At 70.3% G+C, this 24,050-nt stretch carries 23 protein-coding genes and 1 riboswitch; of the genes, 13 read left to right on the plus strand and 10 right to left on the minus strand.

What is annotated here, in order from left to right:
- Nucleotides 1-16 precede the first annotated feature (16 nt).
- From PXH83_RS06895 to PXH83_RS06905, 3 genes are all read right to left on the minus strand, one after another.
- A complete protein-coding gene (locus PXH83_RS06895; protein ID WP_274557841.1) occupies nt 17-1,087 on the minus strand; it encodes a prenyltransferase/squalene oxidase repeat-containing protein in 1,071 nt (356 codons plus the stop codon).
- Nucleotides 1,084-1,821 carry a class I SAM-dependent methyltransferase gene (locus PXH83_RS06900; protein ID WP_214916567.1) on the minus strand — a complete coding sequence of 246 codons (738 nt, stop codon included), beginning with the start codon at nt 1,819-1,821 and terminating at the stop codon, nt 1,084-1,086. Before PXH83_RS06900 ends, PXH83_RS06895 begins: the two co-directional genes overlap by 4 nt.
- Nucleotides 1,822-1,964: 143 nt before the next feature.
- Nucleotides 1,965-3,293, minus strand: a complete 1,329-nt coding sequence (locus PXH83_RS06905; protein ID WP_274557844.1) for a glycosyltransferase family 4 protein — start codon at nt 3,291-3,293, stop codon at nt 1,965-1,967.
- Between the two features lie 231 nt (nt 3,294-3,524).
- Between PXH83_RS06905 and PXH83_RS06910 the strand changes: the two genes are divergently transcribed.
- Genes PXH83_RS06910 through PXH83_RS06920 form a run of 3 tightly spaced genes read left to right on the plus strand, consistent with a single transcriptional unit; the run spans nt 3,525 to nt 4,757 of the window.
- A complete protein-coding gene (locus PXH83_RS06910) occupies nt 3,525-4,133 on the plus strand; it encodes a TetR family transcriptional regulator (RefSeq protein ID WP_274557846.1) in 609 nt (202 codons plus the stop codon).
- A 43-nt stretch (nt 4,134-4,176) separates the two neighbouring features.
- Nucleotides 4,177-4,380, plus strand: a complete 204-nt coding sequence (locus PXH83_RS06915; RefSeq protein WP_274557847.1) for a hypothetical protein — start codon at nt 4,177-4,179, stop codon at nt 4,378-4,380.
- Complete coding sequence (locus PXH83_RS06920; RefSeq protein ID WP_274557848.1) at nt 4,377-4,757, plus strand: hypothetical protein; 381 nt, start codon at nt 4,377-4,379, stop codon at nt 4,755-4,757. The genes PXH83_RS06915 and PXH83_RS06920 overlap by 4 nt, the downstream gene beginning before the upstream one ends.
- 16 nt (nt 4,758-4,773) lie before the next feature.
- Here PXH83_RS06920 and PXH83_RS06925 read toward each other — a convergent pair whose 3' ends face one another.
- Nucleotides 4,774-5,007: a ferredoxin gene (locus PXH83_RS06925; RefSeq protein ID WP_274557849.1), complete on the minus strand. Its 234-nt coding sequence runs from the start codon at nt 5,005-5,007 to the stop codon at nt 4,774-4,776.
- The gene (locus tag PXH83_RS06930) at nt 5,007-6,467 is read right to left on the minus strand and encodes an aldehyde dehydrogenase (RefSeq protein ID WP_274557850.1); all 1,461 of its coding nucleotides are present in this window, start codon (nt 6,465-6,467) and stop codon (nt 5,007-5,009) included. Before PXH83_RS06930 ends, PXH83_RS06925 begins: the two co-directional genes overlap by 1 nt.
- Before the next feature lie 148 nt (nt 6,468-6,615).
- On the opposite strand from PXH83_RS06930, the gene PXH83_RS06935 reads away from it, so the two are divergent.
- From PXH83_RS06935 to PXH83_RS06965, 7 genes are all read left to right on the plus strand, one after another.
- Nucleotides 6,616-7,653 (plus strand): MBL fold metallo-hydrolase, encoded by a 1,038-nt coding sequence (locus PXH83_RS06935; protein WP_274557851.1) that lies wholly within the window; start codon nt 6,616-6,618, stop codon nt 7,651-7,653.
- Between the two features lie 79 nt (nt 7,654-7,732).
- Nucleotides 7,733-7,807, plus strand: a riboswitch (cobalamin riboswitch).
- Nucleotides 7,808-7,914: 107 nt separating this feature from the next.
- The gene (locus PXH83_RS06940) at nt 7,915-9,156 is read left to right on the plus strand and encodes a prenyltransferase/squalene oxidase repeat-containing protein (RefSeq protein ID WP_274557852.1); all 1,242 of its coding nucleotides are present in this window, start codon (nt 7,915-7,917) and stop codon (nt 9,154-9,156) included.
- A complete protein-coding gene (locus PXH83_RS06945; RefSeq protein WP_274557853.1) occupies nt 9,153-9,851 on the plus strand; it encodes an SCO2322 family protein in 699 nt (232 codons plus the stop codon). Before PXH83_RS06940 ends, PXH83_RS06945 begins: the two co-directional genes overlap by 4 nt.
- A 73-nt stretch (nt 9,852-9,924) precedes the next feature.
- Nucleotides 9,925-11,061 carry an energy-coupling factor transporter transmembrane component T gene (locus tag PXH83_RS06950; protein WP_274557855.1) on the plus strand — a complete coding sequence of 379 codons (1,137 nt, stop codon included), beginning with the start codon at nt 9,925-9,927 and terminating at the stop codon, nt 11,059-11,061.
- Entirely contained in the window at nt 11,058-12,851 is a 1,794-nt protein-coding gene (locus tag PXH83_RS06955) for an ABC transporter ATP-binding protein (protein ID WP_274557856.1), read from the plus strand. The genes PXH83_RS06950 and PXH83_RS06955 overlap by 4 nt, the downstream gene beginning before the upstream one ends.
- Complete coding sequence (locus tag PXH83_RS06960; protein WP_274557857.1) at nt 12,848-13,660, plus strand: ECF transporter S component; 813 nt, start codon at nt 12,848-12,850, stop codon at nt 13,658-13,660. Before PXH83_RS06955 ends, PXH83_RS06960 begins: the two co-directional genes overlap by 4 nt.
- A 266-nt stretch (nt 13,661-13,926) precedes the next feature.
- Nucleotides 13,927-14,337, plus strand: coding sequence for an aggregation-promoting factor C-terminal-like domain-containing protein (locus PXH83_RS06965; protein WP_274557860.1), 411 nt, complete (start codon nt 13,927-13,929; stop codon nt 14,335-14,337).
- Between the two features lie 51 nt (nt 14,338-14,388).
- On the opposite strand, the gene PXH83_RS06970 is transcribed toward PXH83_RS06965, so the two are convergent.
- Nucleotides 14,389-15,558 (minus strand): steroid 3-ketoacyl-CoA thiolase, encoded by a 1,170-nt coding sequence (locus PXH83_RS06970; protein ID WP_214916647.1) that lies wholly within the window; start codon nt 15,556-15,558, stop codon nt 14,389-14,391.
- Nucleotides 15,559-15,796: 238 nt separating this feature from the next.
- On the opposite strand from PXH83_RS06970, the gene PXH83_RS06975 reads away from it, so the two are divergent.
- Nucleotides 15,797-17,041, plus strand: coding sequence for a cytochrome P450 (locus PXH83_RS06975; protein ID WP_274562708.1), 1,245 nt, complete (start codon nt 15,797-15,799; stop codon nt 17,039-17,041).
- A gap of 372 nt (nt 17,042-17,413) precedes the next feature.
- Here the strand turns inward: PXH83_RS06975 and PXH83_RS06985 are convergent, their stop codons facing one another.
- Nucleotides 17,414-19,492, minus strand: a complete 2,079-nt coding sequence (locus PXH83_RS06985) for a bifunctional glycosyltransferase 87/phosphatase PAP2 family protein (protein WP_420803125.1) — start codon at nt 19,490-19,492, stop codon at nt 17,414-17,416.
- Nucleotides 19,493-19,720: 228 nt separating this feature from the next.
- Here PXH83_RS06985 and PXH83_RS06990 point away from each other — a divergent pair, with 228 nt between their 5' ends.
- Nucleotides 19,721-20,074 carry an antibiotic biosynthesis monooxygenase family protein gene (locus tag PXH83_RS06990; RefSeq protein WP_214916665.1) on the plus strand — a complete coding sequence of 118 codons (354 nt, stop codon included), beginning with the start codon at nt 19,721-19,723 and terminating at the stop codon, nt 20,072-20,074.
- Nucleotides 20,075-20,185: 111 nt separating this feature from the next.
- Here the strand turns inward: PXH83_RS06990 and PXH83_RS06995 are convergent, their stop codons facing one another.
- A complete protein-coding gene (locus PXH83_RS06995) occupies nt 20,186-20,548 on the minus strand; it encodes a hypothetical protein (protein WP_274557865.1) in 363 nt (120 codons plus the stop codon).
- Entirely contained in the window at nt 20,548-21,216 is a 669-nt protein-coding gene (locus PXH83_RS07000) for a hypothetical protein (RefSeq protein ID WP_274557866.1), read from the minus strand. The genes PXH83_RS06995 and PXH83_RS07000 overlap by 1 nt, the downstream gene beginning before the upstream one ends.
- Before the next feature lie 104 nt (nt 21,217-21,320).
- Here PXH83_RS07000 and PXH83_RS07005 point away from each other — a divergent pair, with 104 nt between their 5' ends.
- On the plus strand, nt 21,321-21,797 hold the full coding sequence (locus PXH83_RS07005; protein ID WP_274557868.1) for a GNAT family N-acetyltransferase: 477 nt from the start codon (nt 21,321-21,323) through the stop codon (nt 21,795-21,797).
- 51 nt (nt 21,798-21,848) lie between these two features.
- Here the strand turns inward: PXH83_RS07005 and PXH83_RS07010 are convergent, their stop codons facing one another.
- Entirely contained in the window at nt 21,849-23,924 is a 2,076-nt protein-coding gene (locus PXH83_RS07010; protein WP_274557869.1) for an MDR family MFS transporter, read from the minus strand.
- Nucleotides 23,925-24,050: the final 126 nt, after the last annotated feature.

Consider the following 24,050-nt stretch of genomic DNA (forward strand, 5'->3'; position numbering starts at 1 on the left):
GGACGGGCTTACTTTCCTAGCAGCAGTCGGGTTCCAGGCCTCGCGGCAGCCTCTCGCCGCCGAAGACTGCCGTGGTTGCCTCGTCTCCTCCAAGGGCCGCCACCGCCAGCAGCAGCGAACCCGCCGTCCACGTGGTGAGCTCCTCGGGCCATACCGCCCGGTTGCCCTCGAAGACGTAACCCGTCCAGTACATGCCGCCCTCGGCGCGCAGGTGCTGGATCGACTGGAGGATCTCCAGGGCACGGTCGGACTCGCCCATCACCCAGAGCGCCAGGGCCAGTTCGCAGCTTTCGCCGCCCGTCACCCACGGGTTGGGCAGCACGCACCGCACCCCGAGGCCGGGGACCACGAACGCGTCCCAGTGGTCCTCGATGCGCTCCTTGGCCTCGGCGTCCGTCAGCGCGCCGCCGAGGACCGGGTAGTACCAGTCCATCGAGTAGCGGCTCTTGTCCAGGAACCGCTCCGGGTGGCGTCGGATGGCGTGCCGGAGCGCGCCGACCGCCAACTCCCAGTCGGGCTGCGGCTCTTCGCGCTGCTCGGCGATGGCGAGCGCGCAGCGCAGCGCCTGGTGGATCGAGGAACTGCCCGTCAGCAGCGCATCGTTGACGGGCGTTCCGTCGTCCTCGCGCTTCCAGCCGATCTCGCCGCCGGGCTGCTGGAGGGCGAGTACGAACTCGGTCGCCGCGTAGACCGCCGGCCACATCCGGTCGATGAAGGCGTCGTCGCCGGTGGCGAGGTAGTGGTGCCAGACGCCGACGGCGATGTACGCGCAGAAGTTGCTCTCGCGGCCGCGGTCGGTGACCTGCTCCGCGTCGCCGTCGTCGTACGCCGCGTACCAGGATCCGTCCGTGTTCTGGTGCCTGGCCAGCCACTCGTAGGCGCGTGCTGCGGCCTCGTGCTCGCCCGCCGCGTCGAGCGCCATGGCGGCCTCGGTGTGGTCCCACACGTCGAGGTGGTGGCCACGGAACCACGGAATGGCGCCGTCCTCGCGCTGTGCGGCAAGGATGCCCGCCACCGTCTCGGCGGCCTCGTCGGCCGTGAGGACACCGGGCAGGACGAGGTGTTCCGTACGTCCGGGACTTGTCACTTGGCGGCCGCCGCGACCGGCAGATGCGGCTTGGTCGCGTACGCCACGAAGCTCTTGCCGACGACAGGGTTGAGGGCCTGTTCGGCAAGCCGCGTGACCAGGGGCTTCTTCATGATGTCCCAGACCAGGAGCTTGTGGTAGGCGCGGACCGGCAGGGCCTTGTCGTTGTCGACGCCGAAGGCGCACTTGAGCCACCAGTAGGGGCTGTGGAGTGCGTGCGCGTGGTGGGTGCCGTACGGCTTGAGGCCCGCCTCCCGCATCTTGCCGAGCAGCTCGTCGGCCTTGTAGATGCGGATGTGGCCGCCCTCGACCTCGTGGTACGCGTCGCTCAGCGCCCAGCAGATCTTCTCGGGGCCGTAACGGGGCACGGTGACGGCGATACGGCCGCCGGGCTTCAGGACGCGGACCATCTCCGCGAGGACGCCCTTGTCGTCGGGGATGTGCTCCATGACCTCGGAGATGATCACGACGTCGAACGACTCGTCGGGGAAGGGGAGGTTCAGGGCGTCGCCCTCCATGGCGGTGGCGGTCGCCCCCTCGGGCGCCTCCCCGGCCTCCTTCATCGCGGCGAACCATTTGGCCACCTCGCGGATCTCCTCGCCGTTCTGGTCGAGGGCCACCACCTGGGCGCCGCGCCGGTAGCACTCGAAGGCGTGCCGGCCTGCGCCGCAGCCCAGGTCGAGCACGCGGTCGCCCGCGGCGAGCGGGAAGCGGGAGAAGTCCACGGTCAGCACGAGGTCTGCCCTTCCGGATGGTGGGGGTGGGTTACGGGGTTACGGTCGGCTTCGCATCTGCGTCCGGGTCCGGGTCCGGCTTCGCGTCTGCGTCCGGGTCCGGGTCCGGCTCCGGGTCGGACGGCTTTGCGGCTGGCAGTGCCTCACCTGGCTGCCCCGCGTACCGCCGCCTGGGCCGCGATCCGTTCGCGGTAGAGCTCTGCGGTGCCCTGGGCGGCCTTGGCCCAGGTGAACCTGGCCAGCACCCGGTCCCGCCCGGCCGCTCCCAGCCTCCGGCGCAGGTCGGCGTCTTCCAGCAGCCGGCCGAGACCGGCGGCCAGCGCGCCCGCGTCGCCGGGCGGTACGGCGAGGCAGGTCTCGCCGTCCGTTCCCGTGACCTCGGGGATCGCGCCGCCGGTCGTGGCGACGAGCGGAGTGCCGGTGGCCATCGCCTCGGCCGCGGGGAGCGAGAAGCCTTCGTACAGGGAGGGGACGCAGGCGATCTGGGCGCCGCGTACCAGGTCCACGAGTTCGGCGTCGGTGATGCCCTTGACGAACTCGACGGCGTCCTGGAGCCCGTACCGCGCTATGGCCTGCGCGACCGGGCCGTCCTCCGCGCGCCTGCCAACGACGACGAGGTGGGCGGCCGGGTGCTCGGTGCGGAGCTTGGCGAGCGCCTCGACGAGGTGGACGAGCCCCTTGAGCGGTACGTCCGCGCTGGACGTCGTGACGATCCGCCCCGGGACCTCGGCGACGGACGGGTCGGGCGACCAGAGGTCGGTGTCCGCGCCGATGTGCACGACGTGGATACGGTCCGGCCGCACCCCGAGATGGTCGACGATCTCCTGCTGCGAGGAGCCGGAGACGGTGAGCACGGAGGGCAGTCGGCGCGCGACGCGCTTCTGCATGCGGGTGAAGCCGTACCAGCGGCGTACGGAGGCGCGCTTGCGGCGGCTCTCGGCGGCGTCGAGTTCGAGCTGACGGTCCACCGTGATGGGGTGGTGGATGGTGGTGACCAGGGGGGCACCGAGGTCGCCGAGGAGGCCGTAGCCGAGCGTCTGGTTGTCGTGGATGACGTCGAAGTCGCCGCGGCGGGCGGCGAGATGGCGCTTGGCGCGGAGCGAGAAGGTGAGCGGCTCGGGGAAGCCGCCGGTCCACATGGTCGCGACTTCGAGGGCGTCGATCCAGTCGCGGTACTCGTCGCGCTTGGGCGTGCGGAAGGGGTCGGGGCTGCGGTACAGGTCGAGGCTGGCCAGCTCGGTGAGCGGCACGCCCTCGTCGAGTACGGGGTAGGGCTGGGAGCCGAGGACCTCGACGCTGTGGCCGAGGCGGGCGAGCTCGCGGGAGAGGTGGCGTACGTAGACGCCCTGGCCTCCGCAGAAGGGGTTGCCCTTGTAGGTGAGGAGTGCGATGCGCAGTGGGCGGTCGCCGTTGCGGTCGCCGTTGCTGGGGGCCCCCGCGTGGGGGCCCGCTTCTATGGCCTCAGCGGTCACACTCGGCCCCCTTCTCAACTGCTCTTTCACCGGAGCGTAGCCGCAAGCGCTAACCTAGAACAAGTTTCAGTATGGATCGTTGGACGAGCTCTGAATCTACCGGCAGGTAGCGCAACCGTAAGCGCCGCATCAGGTGATTCGCGCCACGACGGGTGCCCTGCCATGCTGTGCCACCCGGGGGTCCCACTCCCCCACGCCCGGCGTACGGACAAATGCCATGGAATGGGACGCATGACAGCGGAAGTCAAGCCCTCGTCGCCTCCTCTGACGGAACGTCAGGAGGCTCGCCGCCGCCGGATCCTGCACGCCAGCGCGCAACTGGCCAGCCGGGGCGGCTTCGACGCGGTTCAGATGCGGGAGGTCGCCGAGTCGTCGAGCGTCGCGCTGGGCACGCTCTACCGCTACTTCCCGTCCAAGGTCCATCTGCTGGTCGCCACCATGCAGGACCAGCTGCAGCACATGCACACCACGCTGCGGAAGCGGCCGCCAGGTGGGGAGAGCGCGTCGGAGCGGGTCGCCGAGACGCTGATGCGCGCCTTCCGGGCGCTTCAGCGGGAGCCGCAGCTGGCGGACGCGATGGTGCGGGCGCTTACGTTTGCTGACCGCAGCGTCAGTCCCGAGGTGGACACGGTGTCGCGGCAGACGACGGCGATCATTTTGGATGCGATGGATCTGAAGGGTCAGCCGACTCCGGAGCAGCTCTCGGCGGTCAGGGTCATCGAGCACACCTGGCACTCGGCGCTGATCACGTGGCTTTCCGGCCGGGCGTCGATCGCCCAGGTGAAGATCGACATCGAGACGGTGTGCCGCCTGATCGACCTGACGTCAACCGACGATTGACGTGTGGTATCGCCACTTATTTCATCGCTGATAGCATCGTTGCATGCCGATGATCACAGTGGAATTCACCGAGGAAGAGCTTGCCGAGGCCAAGGCGCACGCCGCCTCGCTCGGCAAGTCCATGCGCGCACACGCTCACGACATAATCGTCTCCGATGCCCAGCGGGCGGCGTTCCTGAACGGCGCCGACGACACTGTCGCCTACTACATGGACGTCTTCAAGGACGCACCTGAGGGGCAGCGTTGAGCCCTGCCATCCGCGTCGACGCGGGCTGGATCCTCGAAATCCAGACGCGCGTATCGCCCGTCAATACCCCCATCGCCGACTGGGGCGCGCTCGACGCCATGGCCAAGCGCCATATGTTCGAGCAGCCTCACGGGCAGCTGTACTACGAAGCACCTGCCGCCCGAGCGGCCACTTTTCTCCACAGCGCGGTTCTCCTGCGACCGTTCGCGGACTACAACTCGGTGATCGGCTGGGCATGCGCCGAGCGGTACATGATCGCGTCGGGCGAGCCCATCAGACCGCCGAAGCCGGACGAGGTTCACCTCCTCACGGGTGCGATCCGGGCGCAGGAGGCCACTCTCCGCGATATCGCCCGAGCCATCACCGGCTGGCAGTGAACACCAGGGGACCGGTCTACTCCTCAGGTGGAAAGACCGGCTCCCCGCCCTCCAGCAGTGTGATCGCGATCGCCTCGACCGGGCAGCCCTCGGCCGCCGCCAGCACCTTTTCGTTCGCGTCCATGTCCGGTTCGGACGGGTGCGACTGGCGGGCCGTGTCCAGGGCGAATCCGCCCGGGGCCAGGTTCACGCACATACCGGAGCCGATGCACACGCCCCGGTCGACCTCGACGTGCCAGCGGTCTCCCATCACGCCTCCCCGTGGCCCGCCGGCAGGTGGATCATTTTGTGCTCCAGGTACTCGCTGTACCCCTCTGGCCCGAACTCCCGCCCCACGCCGGAGTTCTTGTAGCCGCCGAAGGGGCCGAGCATGTCGATGCTGAAGGTGTTCACGGAGTACGTGCCGGTCCTGACCCGGCGTGCGATGTCGATGCCGTGCTCGACGTCGGCGGTCCATACGCTGCCGCTGAGCCCGTACTCGGAGTCGTTGGCGATCCGTACCGCCTCGCGCTCGTCGTCGTACGGGAGAAGACAGATGACCGGGCCGAAGATCTCCTCGCGGGCGATGCGCATCGAGTTGTCGACCCCGCCGAAGAGCGTCGGTTCGACGTACCAGCCCTGCTGCATGCCCGCCGGACGGCCGCCGCCCGTAAGGATCTTCGCGCCTTCCTCCTGGCCGATCCTGATGTAGTCGAGGGACCGTTGCTGCTGGCGCCGGGCGACGAGCGGACCCACTTCGGTCGCCGGGTCGAGCGGGTCGCCGACCTTCAGCGCGCCGGCCGCCGAGGCGAACGCGTCGGCGAACTCGTCGTAGCGGGAGCGCGGGACAAGGATGCGGGTCTGGGCCACGCAGGCCTGGCCATTGATCATCCAGGCGAACGGGGCGATGCCCGCGACGGCCGTCGCCAGATCCGCGTCCGGCAGGATCACGGCGGCGGATTTGCCGCCCAGTTCCAGCGTCACGCGGGTGAGATTGCGCGAGGCCACCTCCATGACGCGCTTGCCCGCCCCCACCGAGCCGGTGAACGACACCTTGTCGACCCCCGGATGCCCGACCAGGTATTCGCTGACCTCGCGGTCGGCCGGAATGATGGAGAGGACCCCTTCGGGGAGACCCGCCTCGGTGGCAATCTCGGCCAGGATGTAGGCGTCGAGCGGCGTCTCCGGCGACACCTTCAGCACGGCCGTGCAGCCCGCGAGCAGCGCGGGCGCGAGCTTGGCCGCCGCCGTGAACTGCGGGACGTTCCACGGCACGACGGCCGCGACCACGCCGACCGGCTCGCGCCGTACGAGAATCGAGCCGAGTACGCCGTTCCGCCGGGCCTCGTACGGGAAGTCGCGCGCGACGGTGATCGTCGCGTCCCAGACCATCATCGCGGCGAGCGCCTGCATCATCACGCTCGCGGTGTACGGCGTACCGTTCTCGGAGCTGATCGACCTGGCGATCTCCTCGTGCCGTACCGCGATGGCGTCCTTGATGCGCGTGACGACCGCGATCCGCTCGTCCAGCGACATCCTCGGCCAGGGGCCGTCGTCGAACGCGGTGCGCGCGGCGGCGACCGCACGGTCGACGTCGGCCCGGGACGCGTGCGGTACGCGGCCGATGACCTGCTCGGTGTGGGGCGAGATCACCTCGATGACATCCGTGCCCAGCGGATCCACCAACTGCCCGCCGATGTACAGCTTTCCGTGCTCCACAAGCTCGGTCATAACTGACGCCTCGCCTTCACCCGCAGCTGACGGTCTTTCAGAACTGATACCAGTTCTAGTGGCGGGAGTCCATGGACCGGCCCCTTTGCAAAGAAGTCGACCTGGGCGACTATTGGAACGAGTTCTAGTGCTGAGGGATTGGGGACACATGTCGCAGGTGACCGAGCACGGCGGTGGCGTGTGGTCCATCAAGGTCCCCATCCCGGACAACCCCCTCGGCCACACCCTGGTGCACCTGCTCGACACCGACCGGGGCCCGGTCCTGATCGACACCGGCTGGGACGACCCGGCCTCCTGGGACACCCTGGCCGCAGGTCTCGCCTCCCTCGACGTGGCCGTCACCGACATCCACGGCGTCGTCATCACGCACCACCACCCCGACCACCACGGCCTCTCCGGGCAGGTACGGGACGTATCCGGCGCCTGGATCGCGATGCACGCCGCCGACACCGAAGTCGTACGCCGCACCCGCAGCGCGGAACCGGGCACCTGGCTCGACTACATCACCGCGAAACTCACCGCGGCCGGGGCGCCCTACGACCACCTCGCTCCCCTCCGTGCCGCCCGCGAATCCGGCCGCATGCGTACCCTCCCCGGCCTCAGGGCGGCCCTCCCCGACCGCGAGATCGTCCCCGGCGACCTGCTGCCCCTGGCCGGCCGGCGCCTGCGCGCCGTCTGGACGCCGGGCCACACGCCCGGCCATGTGTGCCTCCACCTGGAAGAGACCCACCCGGCGGGCCTGCCCGGCAACGGCCGCCTCTTCTCCGGCGACCACCTCCTGCCCGGCATCACCCCGCACATCGGCCTGTACGAGGACCCCGACGACGACGCCGTCACCGACCCCCTGGGCGACTACCTCGACTCCCTGGAGCGCATCGCCCGCCTCACCCCGGCCGAAGTACTCCCCGCCCACCAGCATGCCTTCACCGACGCCCCCGGCCGCGTCGAAGCCCTCCTCGCCCACCATGACGAGCGCCTCACCGGTCTCCGTGCACTCCTCGCCAACCCGCTCACGCCGTGGCAGCTCGCCGAGCGCATGGAGTGGAACCGGCCCTGGGACCAAATCCCGTACGGGTCGCGGAACATCGCCGTCTCTGAGGCCGAGGCCCATCTGCGGCACCTGGTGAAGCTGGGCCACGCGGAGGCGGTGCCGGGCAGCGACCCGGTGACGTACATCGCCGTATGAGCAGCGGAGCCCCACGCCCGCCCCGGGCCTGCTTGCTACGGGTCGGTAGAGTGGGCACGTCGTCATCATGCCCGTCCTGGGGGAAGCCGGTGCAAATCCGGCACTGACCCGCAACCGTAAGCCGCTCCTGGTGGGGCGGTGAGTCGGAACACCCGGTCCGGCATGACTGGCTCGGCACCGTCGAGGTATACGGGGCCGGAGCCTGGTGCGTGGTCTGCGTGCTTGTGCCCGGCTCCTCAGCAGGAGAGGCCCCCGCCCGTCATGACCCTTCGCCGCAGCGCAGCCACAGTGCTCGCCGCTTCCGCCGTACTGTGCGCTGCCGCCGCCCCGGTCGCGGTCGCTGCCCCCACCCCCAAGCCTCCCGTGGTGCCGTCCGGTCTGTACGGCGCGAAGGACCCGACGTACGACGGTGTCTGGCGGCAGTCGCTGGCCCTGCTCGCCCAGGACACGGTGGGCGTCAAGCCCGCCGCGAAGGCCGTGAACTGGCTGGCCGGGCAGCAGTGCGACAGCGGTGGCTTCGCGTCCTTCCGCGCCGACGCCGCCGAGCCGTGCACCGCGAAGACCATGATGGACAGCAATGCCACCGCGGCCGCCGTGCAGGCGCTGAGCGCGCTCGGCGGGCAGGACGCCGTCGTGAAGAAGGGCGTCGGCTGGCTGACGTCCGCACAGAACCAGGACGGCGGCTGGGGCTACAACCCGGGCGGCCCGAGCGACTCCAACTCCACGTCGGTCGTGATCGGCGCGCTGGCCGCTGCGGGCGAGAAGCCCGGCGAGGTGAAGTCGCAGAAGGGCAAGTCGCCGTACGACGCGCTCGTGACGTTCGCGATCCCGTGCGACGCGAAGAAGGGCGGCGGCGCGTTCGCGTACCAGCCGGACAAGGCCGGGAAGCTCGCCCCCAACGACGACGCGACAGCGGCGGGCGTACTGGGCGCGCTCGGCCAGGGGGCGGCCGCCAAGGGCAAGAAGGACGGCGCGAAGGCGGAGTGCGCCGAGGCGGCCGGGAAGCCGACTCCCGCGCAGGCTGCGGCCAACGGCGCGGCGTACCTGACCGGCGTACTCGCCAAGACCGGGCACCTCGACACTCCGCCCATGCCCGGCGCCGAGAACCCCAAGGCGCAGCCCGACTTCGGCAACACGGCGGACGCCGTCGTCGCACTGGCCGCGCAGGGCGGGGCCGACCAGGCGAAGAAGCCGCTGGAGTGGCTGAAGAAGAACTCCGCGGCGTGGGCGAAGGAGAACGGCCCGGCCGCGTACGCCCAGCTGGTCTTCGCCGCGAACGCGACCGGCACCGACCCCCGCAACTTCGGCGGCACCGACCTGGTCAAGGAGCTCAACGCGAACGGGCCCGCGCCGCAGGAGACCAAGGCCGGTGAGGAGAAGAAGGACAGTGCGGACGGCGACGGCGGCTTCGCCGGGTGGTGGATCGTCGCGGTCTTCTTCATCGCCAGCGTCGGCGTCGGCATCCTGTTCAGCGGCCGCAAGAAGAAGAACGCGCAGCTGTGACCCGTACCCGGCTTGCCGCCTCCGTCCTCCCGCTCGTCCTCGCGCTCGGCGTCGCTCTTGCAGTGCTGGGCGGCGGGGCGGGCTCCGCGCAGGCGGCAACCGGCTACCGCTACTGGTCGTTCTGGGTCGGCGACGGCGGGAAGTGGACGTACGCGACGCAAGGGCCTGCCGCCCTGCGGCCCGCCGACGGTGATGTGATCGGCTTCCGGTTCTCGGTGAGCGAGGACTCGCAGGACTCCGCGAAGCCGCGCCGCGCGGCCGACTTCGACGCGATCTGCGGCAAGTCGCCCGAGTCCGCCAAGGCCGGTTCCGACGGCGGCTCCAAGCGGATCGCGCTCGTCATCGACCCCGGTACGGCGGCCGACGCCCCGGCCGGCGAGCGGCCGCCCGCGCTGCGTACCGCATGCGTACGGGTCGGCGCGGACGCGACGAGCGCCGACGCGCTCGCCTCGGTGGCGAAGCCGCTGCGCTACAACAGCATGGCGCTGCTCTGCGCGATGTCGGGGTACCCGAAGACGGGCTGCGGGGAGCAGGTGTCCGACGGGGGCGCGGACATGTCCGCCCGGCCCGCCATCTCCGTCAAGACTGTCGACGGCAACGGAAGCGGACCCTCCGCAGGGCTGCTCGTCGGCCTCGCCGCCGTGCTCGGGCTGGGCGCGGCGGGGGTGTGGCGGGCGCGGCGCCGGCGCGGATGACGCGGATGACGCGGAATCGGCTGAGCTCGATGACGTCCATGGCCTCGCTGCCCTCTCTGACCTCTCTGACTTCGTGACCTCCAAGGCCCTCCGCGCGCCCGAAGCGAACCGCAGCAACGCCCTGCACGCCGGGGCCTGGTGGCTGTGGGCGCTCGGGCTCGCCGCAGCCGCTTCCCGGACCACCAACCCGCTGTTGCTCGGGATGCTGGTGGGGGTGGCGGGGTACGTGGTGGCGGCGCGCAGGACGGATGCGCCGTGGGCGCGTTCGTACGGGGCGTTCGTCAAGCTCGGGCTGGTCGTCATCGGGATCCGGCTGGTCTTCTCGGCCTTCCTCGGCTCACCGATCCCGGGCATCCACACCGTCTTCTCGCTGCCCGAAGTGCCGCTGCCCGGCTGGGCGCAGGGCGTACGGATCGGCGGGCGGGTGACGGCCGAACAACTGGTCTTCGCCCTGTACGACGGGGCGAAGCTGGCCACGCTGCTGATCTGCCTGGGCGCCGCGAACGCGCTCGCCAATCCGGCGCGGCTGCTCAAGTCCCTGCCCGCCGCACTGTACGAGGCCGGGGTCGCGGTCGTCGTCGCGATGACCTTCGCGCCGAACATGGTCGCCGACGTCGTACGACTGCGTACCGCGCGCCGCCTGCGCGGCCGTCCGATCGGTGGCGTCAAGGCCGTCCTCCAGATCGGGCTGCCCGTACTTGAGGGCGCCCTGGAACGGTCGGTCGCGGTGGCCGCGTCGATGGACGCGCGCGGTTACGGGCGCACCGCCCAGGTCCCGCCCGCAGTGCGCCGTACGACGACCGCGCTGACGCTGGGCGGGCTGCTCGGTGTCTGCGCCGGGTCGTACGGGCTGCTGGCCGCCGAGGGGGCGGCGTACGGTCTGCCGGTCCTGGTGGCCGGGCTCGTGGCCGCGATGGCGGGCCTGCGGCTTGGCGGCCGGCGCAGCGTCCGTACCCGCTACCGGCCCGACGAGTGGGGTGTGCGGGCGTGGCTCGTGGCCGGGTCGGGTGCGGCGGTCGCGGCGCTGATGATCCGGGCGGGTTCGTGCGATCCGGAGGGGCTGCATCCGGGGGTTGTGCCGCTGGTGGCGCCGGAGTTCCCGCTCTGGCCGGCGGCGTCCGTCCTGATCGGCTTGCTGCCGGCTTTTGTGGCTCCCCTGGCCCCTGTGGTTCCCGTGGCCCCCGTACAGAAAGCGAATAAAGGCCTGTGATCCGGTTCGAGAATGTGTCGGTCCGCTACGGCGATGCTGCCGCGCCCGCGATCCAGGGCGTCGATCTCACGGTGCCCGAGGGTGAACTCGTACTGCTCGTCGGCCCGTCGGGGGTCGGCAAGTCGACTCTGCTGGGCGCGGTTTGCGGGCTCGTACCCCACTTCACGGGTGGCACCCTGCGCGGCCGCGTCACGGTCGACGGCCGTGACACCCGTACGCACAAGCCGCGCGAACTCGCGGATCTCGTCGGCACAGTGGGCCAGGACCCGCTCGCGCACTTCGTCACCGACACCGTCGAGGACGAGCTGGCGTACGGCATGGAATCGCTGGGCCTCGCGCCGGGCGTCATGCGACGCCGGGTCGAGGAGACGCTGGATCTGCTGGGCCTGGCGGAGCTGAGGGACCGCCCGATCGCCACCCTGTCCGGCGGCCAGCAGCAGCGCGTGGCGATCGGCTCGGTCCTGACGCCGCACCCGAAGGTGCTGGTCCTGGACGAGCCGACGTCGGCGCTGGATCCGGCGGCGGCCGAGGAGGTCCTCGCGGTGCTGCAGCGTCTGGTGCACGACCTCGGTACGACGGTGCTGATGGCGGAGCATCGGCTTGAGCGGGTTGTGCAGTACGCGGACCAGGTCATTCTGCTGGCGGGGCCGGGTGAGGCGCCGGTCATCGGTGACCCCCGCTCTGTCATGGCGATGTCGCCCGTGCATCCGCCAGTGGTGGGGCTTGGGCGCCTCGCGGGCTGGGACCCGCTGCCCCTTTCTGTACGGGATGCGCGGCGGGGGGCGGCGGACCTGCGGGCACGGCTGGCCGGCGCGGAGCCGGACTTTGTTCCCCACCCCGCCCCTTCCCGAACTGGGGCTCCGCCCCAGACCCCGCTCCTCAAACGCCGGAAAGGCTGGTTTTCCTGGCCCGGACTGGGTATTTCAGCCCGTCCGGCGTTTGAGGACACGCCCGGAGGGCGTACAGGGGGTCTGGGGGCTTGCCCCCAGTTCGGGAAGGGGCGGGTAGGGGAGAGCCCGCCGCAGGCGCACCCCATCGCAGCCATCGCAGGGCTCGGCGTCCGACGCGACCGCGTCGAGGCCCTCCGACGGATCGACCTGGCCGTCTCCCCGGGCGAAACCATCGCCCTCATGGGCCGCAACGGCGCCGGCAAGTCCACCCTCCTCTCCACCCTCGTCGGCATGATCGAGCCCACATCCGGCTCCGTGAGCGTCGGCGGCCGCACCCCCCACCGCACCCACCCCCGCGAGATGGTCCGCCGGGTCGGGCTCGTCCCGCAGGAGCCGCGCGATCTGCTGTACGCCGACACCGTCGCCGCCGAGTGCGCGGCGGCCGACAGCGACGCGAGCGCCGAGCCCGGGAGCTGCCGCGCACTGGTGACCGCGCTCCTCCCGGACGTACAGGACGCCACGCATCCGCGCGATCTGTCCGAGGGCCAGCGCCTCGCCCTGGCCCTCGCCATCGTGCTCACCGCGCGCCCCCCGCTCCTCCTCCTCGACGAGCCGACCCGCGGCCTGGACTACGCGGCGAAGGCCCGCCTGGTCGGGCTCCTGCGCGCCCTGGCCGCCGACGGGCACGCGATCGTACTGGCGACGCACGACGTCGAGCTCGCCGCAGAGCTCGCCCACCGCGTCGTGATCCTCGCCGACGGCGAGGTCGTCGCGGACGGTCCCACGGCCGAGGTCGTCGTCTCCTCCCCCGCCTTCGCCCCGCAGGTCGCGAAGATCCTCGCGCCGCAGAAGTGGCTGACCGTCGCGCAGGTACGCGACGCACTGGGAGGAGCCGTATGACCACCGCGCGCCCCGTGCGGCTCGGCCCCCGGTCGGTCGCCGCACTCCTGCTCGTCAGCGCGATCGGCGTCATCGCCTTCGGCTGGCCGCTGCTGGCCGACTCCGCCTCCGGGCTCGCCCACTCGCAGGACGCCCCCTGGCTGTTCGCCGCCCTGCTGCCGCTCCTGGTCGCGGTCGTGGTGGCGACGATCTCCGACTCCGGACTCGATGCGAAGGCCGTGGCGATGCTGGGGGTGCTGGCCGCCGTGGGGGCGGCGCTGCGCCCGCTCGGGGCGGGGACGGGGGGTCTGGAGCCGATGTTCTTCCTGATGGTGCTGAGCGGCCGCGTCCTCGGCCCGGGCTTCGGCTTCGTACTCGGCTCGGTGACGATGTTCGCGTCCGCGCTGCTCACGGGGGGTGTAGGGCCGTGGATGCCGTTCCAGATGCTGGCCATGGGCTGGTTCACCATGGGCGCGGGCCTGCTGCCCGGAGCGGAGAGGCTGCGCGGCCGCGCGGAGCTGGCGATGCTGGCGGCGTACGGATGCGTCGCCGCCTTCCTCTACGGCGCCGTCACGAACCTCCAGGGCTGGCCGTACATGGACAGCGACTCCAGTGGCATCTCCTTCGACCCCGACGATCCGCTGCACGAGAACCTGGCCCGCTTCCTCGCGTACTGCATGGCCACTTCGCTGGGCTGGGACCTGGGCCGGGCCACGCTCACCGTCGTACTGACGCTCACGCTCGGCACGACGCTCCTCAAGGCACTGCGCCGGGCAACGCGCCGTGCGGCCTTCGAGGCGCAGGTCACATTTGACGGTCCCGGGCGGTGAGAGGGCCCACAGGACCTTGGTCCTCAACTAGCCCGGGTAGTAGGCGCACGGACCCCTCAAGGGACCCCGTCGCACCCATCTGACCTGCACAGACAGGCGCTAGCGCACCCATAGGCCGTTATGCCCAATTTGCCGGTTCTGCTAGTAAGCAGGGTGATTGCAGCGGGCTCTCAGGCCTGCTTCATTGGAGCAGTCGCCGAGCGCAGCGCCACCGGCCGCAACGGCCCGCGCCGCGACATCCCTTGTTCCCGACGTTAGGCATCCACGTGTCCTTCTCCTTCGCCAGCCGCCTCTCCGCCCGCCAGAAGTCCGTTGCCGTCGGCGCCGCCGCGCTCCTCGGTTCCGTGGGCGTGGTGATGGGTGGAGCCGGCTCCTCCGAGGCCGCAGCCGCGACCCCGCAGTCGATCGCGAAGAAGATGATCCCGGACAACGCGCAGTACCAGTGCTTCGACAAGATCGTTTCGCACGAGAGCGGCTGGAACCCGCAGGCCAGCAACGCCTCGTCCGGCGCCTACGGCCTGGTCCAGGCGCTGCCCGCCTCCAAGATGTCGTCCGCGGGCGCCGACTGGAAGACCAACCCGGCCACCCAGATCAAGTGGGGCCTGGACTACATGAACGAGCGCTACGGCAGCCCGTGCGAGGCCTGGGGCTTCTGGCAGTCCAACGGCTGGTACTGAGCCAATCGGCCAGCCCCCCCCCGGCTAGCCACCCCCGGCCGGCCACCCCCGCTACAGCCGCTGAATGATCGTCCCCGTCGCGAGCGCACCGCCCGCGCACATGGTGATGAGCGCGAACTCCTTGTCGCGCCGCTCCAGTTCGTGCAGGGCGGTGGCAATCAGCCGAGCGCCGGTCGCCCCCACCGGGTGGCCGAGCGCGATCGCCCCGCCGTTGACGTTCACCTTCTCCAGGTCCTGCTCGAAGACCTGAGCCCAGCTCAGCACCACTGAGGCGAAAGCCTCGTTGATCTCGACGAGATCGATGTCCTTGAGCGACATGCCCGCTTTGCCGAGCACCGCCCGGGTCGCGTCGATCGGCCCGTCGAGGTGGAAGTGCGGGTCCGCGCCGACCAGCGCCTGGGCGACGATGCGGGCGCGCGGCTTGAGCTTGAGCGCCCGCGCCATCCGCTTGGACGCCCACATGATGGCGCTCGCGCCGTCCGATATCTGCGAAGAGTTGCCGGCCGTGTGAACCGCGGTCGGCATCACTGGTTTCAGCCCCGCCAGCGCCTCCATCGACGTGTCGCGCAGCCCCTCGTCGCGGTCGACGAGCCGCCACATGCCCTGCCCTGCCGCCTGTTCCTCCTCGGTGGTCGGCACCTGTACGGCGAAGGTCTCGCGCTTGAAGCGCTCCTCGGCCCAGGCGGTCGCGGCCCGTTCCTGCGAGATGAGTCCGAGCGAGTCGACGTTCTCGCGTGTCAGCCCTCGGTTACGGGCGATCCGCTCGGCAGCCTCGAACTGATTGGGCAGGTCGACATTCCACTCGTCCGGCCACGGCTTCCCGGGCCCGTGCTTGGACCCCGATCCCAGCGGAACCCGAGACATGGCCTCGACGCCGCAGCTGATGCCCACGTCGACGACCCCGGCGGCGATCATGTTGGCCACCATGTGACTGGCCTGCTGGGACGAGCCGCACTGGCAGTCCACGGTGGTCGCGGCGGTCTCGTACGGCAGCCCGACCGCGAGCCAGGCATTGCGCGCCGGGTTCATGGACTGCTCGCCGGCGTGGGTGACCGTACCGCCGACGATCTGCTCGACGCAGTCGGCGTGTATGCCGGTACGGCCGAGGAGTTCGCGGTAGGTCTCGCCCAGCAGATAGGCCGGGTGGAGGTTGGCGAGCGCGCCTCCGCGCTTGCCGATGGGGGTGCGTACGGCTTCGACGATGACGGGTTCCGCGGCCATGAGCTCGTCCTCTCCTAACCCGTAGGACGTCCCGGCGCCCACGGCAGGCTTCGAACTAGTACGCGTTCTAGTTCTCTCAGCAGTCTCATGAGTGGCACCCGGCAGCGCAAGGGTCTTGCACGGCTTGTACACGCTCTCCACACGCAACAGATGGAGCCGCGACCCTTGCCACTTGTAGAACTCGTTACTACATTCCGGGCAACTTCTGATGGGCCGTCAGACAGACATGGAGCTGCCGATGCACTGCCCTGCGCTGCCCGAAGGGTTCGACTTCACCGACCCAGACCTGCTCCAAGACCGCGTACCGCATCCGGAGTTCGCGCGGATGCGGCAGACCGCCCCGGTGTGGTGGTGCGCGCAGCCGCCCGGCATCTCCGGCTTCGACGACGAGGGCTACTGGGCGGTGACGCGGCACGCGGACGTCAAGTACGTATCCACGCACCCGGAACTCTTCTCCTCGAACACCAACACCGCGGTCATCCGATTCAACGAGACGATCAGCCGCGACCAGATCGAGGTCCAGAAGCTCATCATGCTCAACATGGACCCGCCGGAGCACACGAGGGTCCGTCAGATCGTCCAACGCGGCTTCACGCCGCGCGCCATACGTTCCCTCGAAGACGCCCTGCGCAACCGCGCGCGCTCAATAGTCGACACGGCGATCTCGAACGCCTCGTCCGACGGCTCCTTCGACTTCGTCACCAACATCGCGGTCGAACTCCCCCTCCAGGCCATCGCCGAACTCATCGGCGTACCGCAGGAGGACCGGATCAAGATCTTCGACTGGTCCAACAAGATGGCGGCGTACGACGATCCGGAGTACGCCATCACCGAAGAGGTCGGCACCGAGGCGGCCATGGAGATCGTCTCGTACTCGATGAACCTCGCGGCCGCCCGCAAGGAGTGCCCGGCCAAGGACATCGTGTCCGCGCTGGTCGCGGCGGAGGGTGAAGGGAACCTGGCCTCCGACGAGTTCGGCTTCTTCGTCATCCTGCTGGCGGTGGCCGGCAACGAGACGACGCGCAATGCGATCAGCCACGGCATGCACGCCTTCCTGACGCATCCCGAGCAGTGGGAGCTCTACAAGCGGGAGCGTCCCGAGACGGCGGCCGAGGAGATCGTGCGCTGGGCGACGCCGGTGGTCTCCTTCCAGCGGACGGCCACCCAGGACCTGGAACTCGGCGGTCAGGACATCAAGAAGGGCGACCGCGTCGGCCTCTTCTACTCCTCGGCGAACAACGACCCCGAGGTGTTCACCGATCCCGAGGCCTTCGACATCACCCGCGACCCCAACCCGCATCTCGGCTTCGGCGGCGGCGGACCGCACTTCTGCCTCGGAAAGTCGCTGGCCGTACTGGAGATCAACCTCATCTTCAACGCGATCGCGGACGCCCTGCCGGACCTGCGACTCGCGGGCGACCCGCGCAGGCTGCGCTCGGCCTGGCTCAACGGCATCAAGGAACTCCAGGTCAGCCACCCCTGAACGGGGCCGGACCCTTCCGGCCGACCCCGGACATGGGAGGTGGGGGCTCATCCCCCTACGCTCCGCCCCCACCTCTCGCCGGGACCCCTCAAGTGGTGATCTACGACGCTCCGGTGGATCCTGGCTGAACGCGACGATCCGCCTCGGGGGCGAGGCCGCAACATGCCTCGCCCCCATCTCTTGAGTCATCCGCCGTTCAACTGAAAGAGTCGAGTTGCCAGGTCAGCTCGACTGAATCGGTGGAGAAATGACTTCACTGCTTGCGCTGCCGCTCGACGAGGCGTCCGTCAAGATCGTGGCGGGCCCGCCGGAGGACGGGGACGGGCCCGACGGCGAGTTGGGGCTGTGGGCCGGGGTGGTCCCCGTGTGCAGCTACTTCGACGTACCGCAGCCCGATCCCGCGCTCCCGGCCGGGACTTCCGTGCCGCCGCACATTTCCGCGATGGGGACCGGGGCTTCCGCAGAACCGGGCTGACCTCCCTGACAAGACAGAACCAGGCCGCGCGGGCCCGCCAGCGCGTACGTCAGCCAGAAGCCCGCGGCCACCACCGCCGCCCCGCCCACCGCATCCAGCACCCAGTGGTTGGCGGTGGCGACGATCGCGCAGAGCGTGAGCAGCGGGTGGAGCATCACCAGCAGCTTCATCCACAGCTTCGGTGCGAGCAGCACCACGATCACCCCGCACCACAGCGACCAGCCGAAGTGCAGTGAGGGCATCGCCGCGTACTGGTTGGTCACCGCCGTCATCGCGCCGTACTCCGGATTGGCGAAGTCCTGCGGCCCGTGCACCGTGTCGACGTAACCGAGGCCCGGCATCAGGCGGGGCGGCGCGAGCGGGTAGAGCCAGAAGCCGATCAGCGCGATCACCGTCGCGAGGGCGAGCGAGGTGCGGGCCCAGCGGTAGTCGGCGGGGCTGCGGACGTACAGCAGGCCGAGGATCACCAGCGGCACCAGGAAGTGGAACGACGTGTAGTGGAAGCTGAGGAGGACTTCGAGCCAGCGGACCTCGACGACCACCTGGTTGGCCCAGTGCTCGATGTCGATGTGCAGGAACTGCTCCATCGAGAGGATCTGCCGTGCGTGCTCCTCGGCGTCGGCGCGGCCGCCGTTCGCGGCGACGCGCACATGTGAGTAGACGGAGTAGCCGACGCGGATCAGCAGCAGTTCGAGGAGGAGGCTGGGGCGGCTGAGGACCCGGCGCCAGAACGGGACCAGCGGCACCCAGCTCCAGCGGCCCGGTACGGGTTTCGCGTAGTCGGTGGGGACAGGGGTCTGCCAGTACGGCGACGTCCTGGACGTGAAGGGGACCGCGCAGGCCGCCGCGAGGGCCGCCACCAGCAGCGCATTGTCGCGGAGCGGGTGGAGCACCGTCATGTTGGGCAGCAACATCTCGCCCGGCAGGGACATCACCAGGACGACGGCCGCGGGCCACACCATCCGGTCCGATGCCCGCTTGCCGACCCGGCCGGCCACCGCGAGCAGCACCCACAGCAGCTGGTGCTGCCAGGCCGTCGGCGACACGGCGACGGCGACACAGCCGGTCAGCGCGACGGCGAGCAGCAACTGCCCGTCCTTGGCGTACCGCACCGCACGCCGCAGTCCGACTACGACGACGGCCGTGGCCAGCAGCAGGAACAGCGCGATCTCCAGCGGGCCCGACAGGCCGAGCCGGAGCAGGGCGCCGTGCACCGACTGGTTGGCGAGGGTGCCGGGGTTCCCGCCGAGCCCGGCGCCCACGACATGGTGCACCCAGTACGTCCACGAGTCCTGCGGCATCGCCGCCCACGCCAGCGCCGTACAGGCGGCGAACGTGGTCGCCGTGTTGAGCGCGGTGCGTCTTCGCCCTGTCAGCCACAGCAGCGGCGCGAACAGGAGCACGGCGGGCTGCAGGGCCGCTGCAATGCCGATGAGCATGCCTGAATTGCGTTCCCCGCGCGCCTGGAAGCAGCCGAGGAGGACCAGGAGCACCGGGATGATGCTGGTCTGGCCGAGGTGGAGCGTATTGCGGACGGGCAGCGACAGCATCAGCAGGCTGATGGCGACGGGCGCGGCCAGCAGCGCCGTGCGCCGCGAGACGGGGCCGGGCAGCGCACGGGCGGCTGCCACACCCAGGGCGGCGACGAGGAGCAGCGTTCCGAAAGTCCAGGCGACGCCCAGGCTCTGCTCGGCCGAACGGGCAAGCGGCTTGAGGACGAGCCCGGCGAAGGGTGTGCCGGTGAACCGGTCGGTTTCGTAGAGCGAGCCCGTCACGCGCAGAACGCCGCGCTCGCCGATCCAGGTCTCCAGATCGGTGAGGCGCTCCCCGGGCGGCGTCCGCAGCACCGTCGCGATCTGCCGGACTCCCAGGACGGCTACGACGGCCCAGAGGGCGATCCGCGCCGCTCCGACTCTGGCGCCCACCCCGATGGCGCCGACCGCACCGCCCGGCCGCCCCTGCTCCGCCTTCGCCACTCGCGCCGACCCTCCAAGCCGTCCCCGGCACCCTTCCCGTGGGTGCGTAGAGCTCGCACTGCCCTGAGCAGAAGACGCAGGCAACCCGGTCTTCGCCTGACCGTCATCCAGTTTTTTTCCGAAGAGCGCTGGTGCACACCTTGCCCGGTTCCGTATGGGGAGCGCGACATGGATCACAGGGGGAGGAGTTGGAGCACCCGTTCGCGCATGTACGGCAGGATGAGAGGCATGAGCGTTGTGAAGATCAATGTGCTGACCGTGCCGGCCGAACAGCGAGAGGTTCTGGAGAAGCGCTTCGCTTCCCGGGCCGGGTCGGTGGAGAACTCCGACGGCTTCGAGTGGTTCGAACTGCTGCGGCCCGTCGAGGGCACCGAGCAGTACCTCGTCTACACCAGGTGGGCGGACGAGGCTTCGTTCCAGGCGTGGATGGAGGGGCCGATGAAGGCCGCCCACCAGGGGGGCGGCCAGGGCGGTGGGCAGGGCGGCAGCGGTGAAGGCGGCGAGCGTCCCAAGCCCGCCGCCTCCGGTTCCACGCTGTGGTCGTTCGAGGTGGTCCAGCAGGCCGCCCCGAAGAAGGCCTGAGAGCCTTTCCGAGGACCTACCTGAGGACCTTCCTGAGACCTTCCTGAGGACCTGCAGGGGCCTCCTTGCCACTCCTTACGTCCTTACGTCTTACGTCCCAGTCTTGCCTCGTCAGATCCGCAGCAGGCGTTCCGTCACCTCGCGGTAGGTGCGCAGGGCGATCCGCAGATCCTCCGTCTCGGCCTGGCGGTCTTCGCCCGCCCAGGTCGTACGGAGGGAGCGGCGCCGTTCGTCGACGCTCTCGGTGAGCCTGCGGGTGGTCTCCTCCAGGATGCTGTCGGCCTCTTCGACCGCGCGCCTCGGGCCGTCCACGAAGGTGTTGACGGCCTGCTGGAGACGCAGGGTCAGTTTGTCGCGCTCACCCTGGGCGAGCAGCCGGTTCGGGGCGGGCTCCGTGCCGGTCTTCGGTCCGGTCACGGTCTCCGGCGCGATCACGGCCTCGCGTCCGGTTTCGTGTTCGGCTTCGTATGTCATCAGGCCCCGCTCCCCTTCGCATGGTGGTGGTGCCGGCCGCCCGAGCCCGCGAACCACGGGGCGGCGCGGGTGCGGCCCACGCGGGTCCTGTCGTGCGAGGCGTGCTGCGGGCGGTGCTTGCCGCTGTCGGCAGGCTTGGCGGTGACCAGGTCCTCGAAGAGCTCCCGCGCTTCGATCATGGCCGCACGCATCTGTTCCGTACTGCCCTCGCCGTGCGCCGCGAGGTGCACCTCGCGGTAGCCGCCCACGTGCTCCGGGTGGTGCACGGAGAGTGCGGCGACCTGTTCGTCGTACTGGCTGCCGTCCGGGAACCCCCGGTCGGCCGCGAGCCGCGCCAGCAGCCGGTCGGCCTCGGCGACTGCGCGCTGCGGAGAGTCGACGAACTCCTCCTGGATTCCGGCCCAGTGGGCCACGTACTGCTCACGCGTCTCGGGTGTGAGCGGCCGCGGTTCGAGCGACCCGTGCCGCTCGACGCGCTCGCTCAGCTCCCGCTCCGCCGCCTTCGTGTCGCCGTCATGGCGGGCCACGACCCTGTCGTACTCGGGACCGAACCGCCGCTTCAGCCCGTGCCCGCCGCCGCCCCTGCGCTGTCGGAAGACGATGACTGCGGCGGCGGCAACGACGAGGACGACCACCGCGATCAGGGCGATGATCCAGACTGTTGACATGGCTGGCTGCCTTCCCGGTTGTCGGTTTTCGAATGGCTTGTCACACCTCGTGTAGCCGCAAAATCGGTCGCCAAACAGCGCACTCCTCGGGTACAGAGGTGATCATGAACTGGAGCATCGCCGCCGAGCGTTACGACACCCCTGACGCGACCGCGCTGCGCCGCGACTACTACGACGAGGTGGCCAGCCGTTACTGGGGGCGCCCGGCGACCGCCCAGGAGATCGACGAAGGGCTCACCGACGACGGCGTCGAGCGGCTCCTGCACCCCACGGGCGCGTTCGTCGTCGGCCGGTACGAGGGCACGGCCGCCGCCTGTGCCGGTCTGCGCGTGGTCGACGCGGACACCGCCGAGCTGACGCGTGTGTACGTACGCCCCGCCTTCCGCGGCAGCGGCGGCGGTGGGCTCCTGCTGGCCGCTATCGAGGCGGCTGCCCGCGACTTGGGCGTCAAGGAGATCCGGCTGGACACCAGGAACGACCTGGTCGAGGCGCGTGCGTTGTACGCCGGGCACGGATACGAGGAAGTCCCGGCCTTCAACGACGGGCAGTACGCCGAGCACTGGTTCGCCAAGACCCTGTAAGCGGACCCTGTAAGTGGGCCCTGTCAGTGGGCCGGACCGCCTCGTAGTCCGTCAGATCGAGTGGTCCCTCTTGGGGCCCGGGCTGTACGGCCGGTCCGCGTCGGTGCCGCTCACCTCGGCGTTCAGCTCCTCGACCAGCTTGACCAGATCGGTCGGCCGGTCGGGCCCCCACCAGTCGCCGAGCATCTGCGACAGCGACTCCTCGCGGGCCTGGGCGAGCTTCCCCGCGACCTCCATCCCCTCGTCGGTCAGCAGCAGTTGCAGACCCTCGCGGCGGGCGAGGCCACGCTCCTCGACCTGGCGGGACGCGTCGGTGATGACCCGCAGAGGGACCGGGGTGACGTCCGCGAGGAAGGCGGGTTCGACCGCGCCCTCGCGTTTGATGCGCAGCAGCAGCCAGCTGGCCGCGGGCAGCAGGTCGTAGCCCGCCTCAGCGGTGATTTTCTCGTAGACCCTGCGGCGCCCCTCCCTGGTGGCCAGCACCGAGAGGGCGCGTGCGCATTCGTCGTACGAGGAACGCTCGACCGGGTTGGATGCCAGTGTCTGTCCGGCGTCCGGCGCGGTCACCGAGCCGCGCAGCTTGTCCTCCCTGAGGAACCAGGCGACGACGAAGGCGACCAGGACGACAGGGGCGGCGTACAGGAAGACGTCCGTGATGGATGTGGAGTACGCGTCCAGGACCGGCGGCTGGAGGTCGGGCGGGAGCTGGGCGATGTCGCGCGGGTCGGCCGCGACCTGGTCGGGGCCGATGCCGGGCGGCAGTTGCTGTCCCTCCAGGGCATGATCGAGTTTGTCGACCAGCCTGTTGGTGAAGACGGTGCCGAAAATGGCCACGCCGAAGGACGCGCCGATGGAGCGGAAGAACGTCGCGCCGGAGGTGGCGACGCCCAAGTCGGCGTAACTGACGGCATTCTGGGCGACCAGCACCAGTACCTGCATGACCAGGCCGAGCCCGGCGCCGAAGACGAAGAAGTAGGCGCTCATCGCCCAGTCGCCGCTGGTCGCGGACAGCTGGTGGAGGAGGAGCAGGCCGAGGGCGGTGACGGCCGTACCGGTGATCGGGAAGACCTTCCAGCGGCCCGTACGGCTGACGATCTGGCCGGACGCGGTCGAGGTGATCAGCATGCCGAGCACCATCGGCAGCATGTGCACGCCGGACATGGTGGGCGTGACGCCCTGCACGACCTGCAGGAACGTCGGAAGGTAGGTCATCGCGCCGAACATCGCGAAGCCGACGACGAAGCTGATGACCGCGACGAGCGTGAACGTCCTGATGCGGAAGAGCTTCAGCGGCAGGACGGGCTCGGCGGCCTTGCGCTCCACGGAGACGAACCAGGCGAGCAGTACGGCGCCGAGGGCCGCGAGCCCGGCGATCTGCGCCGAGCCCCAGGCCCAGGTGGTGCCGCCGAGGGACGCGACCAGGACGAGGCAGACGGCGACGGACGCGATGAGGGTGGTGCCGAGGTAGTCGATGGTGTGCCGGGTCGTGCGGACCGGGATGTGCAGTACGGCGGCGATCACGAGCAGCGCGACGATGCCGACGGGGATGTTGATGTAGAAGACCCAGCGCCAGCTGAGGTGCTCGGTGAAGAGGCCGCCGAGCAGCGGCCCGAGGACGCTGGTCGCGCCGAAGACCGCGCCGAACAGGCCCTGGTACCTGCCGCGTTCGCGGGGCGGCACCAGGTCGCCGACGATCGCCATCGACAGCACCATCAGGCCGCCGCCGCCCAGTCCCTGGAGCGCGCGGAAGGCGATGAGCTGCGGCATGTTCTGCGCGACACCGCACAGCACGGAGCCGATCAGGAAGATGACGATCGCGCCCTGGAAGAGCTTCTTGCGGCCGTACTGGTCACCGAGTTTGCCCCACAGTGGGGTTCCGGCGGTCGCGGCGAGCATGTACGCCGTGACGACCCAGGACAGGTGCTCCATGCCGCCGAGTTCGCTGACGATCGTCGGCAGAGCGGTCGAGACGATGGTCTGGTCGAGGGCGGCGAGCAACATACCGAGCAGCAGCGCGCCGATGGCGACGAGGACGGTCCGTCGGCTGTCGCCCGGGCCCGCTTCGGGACCGGGCCCCGGACCGGCGCCCGGGGCCACCGCCGGGGGTCCGCTCGCTTGGTGAGCCATGGACTTCTCCTCGGTCCCTGGGGACGTCCCTGCACCTACGTTCCATGGTGATTGTTATGGGCCGATATGGCCTGCCGAGTCTGCGGCGACGGGTGGGGCCGGTGGGAATCCCGTCGGCGGGTCTGC

It is taken from the genome of Streptomyces spiramyceticus, from assembly GCF_028807635.1.
In the GTDB taxonomy this organism is placed as follows: domain Bacteria; phylum Actinomycetota; class Actinomycetes; order Streptomycetales; family Streptomycetaceae; genus Streptomyces; species Streptomyces spiramyceticus.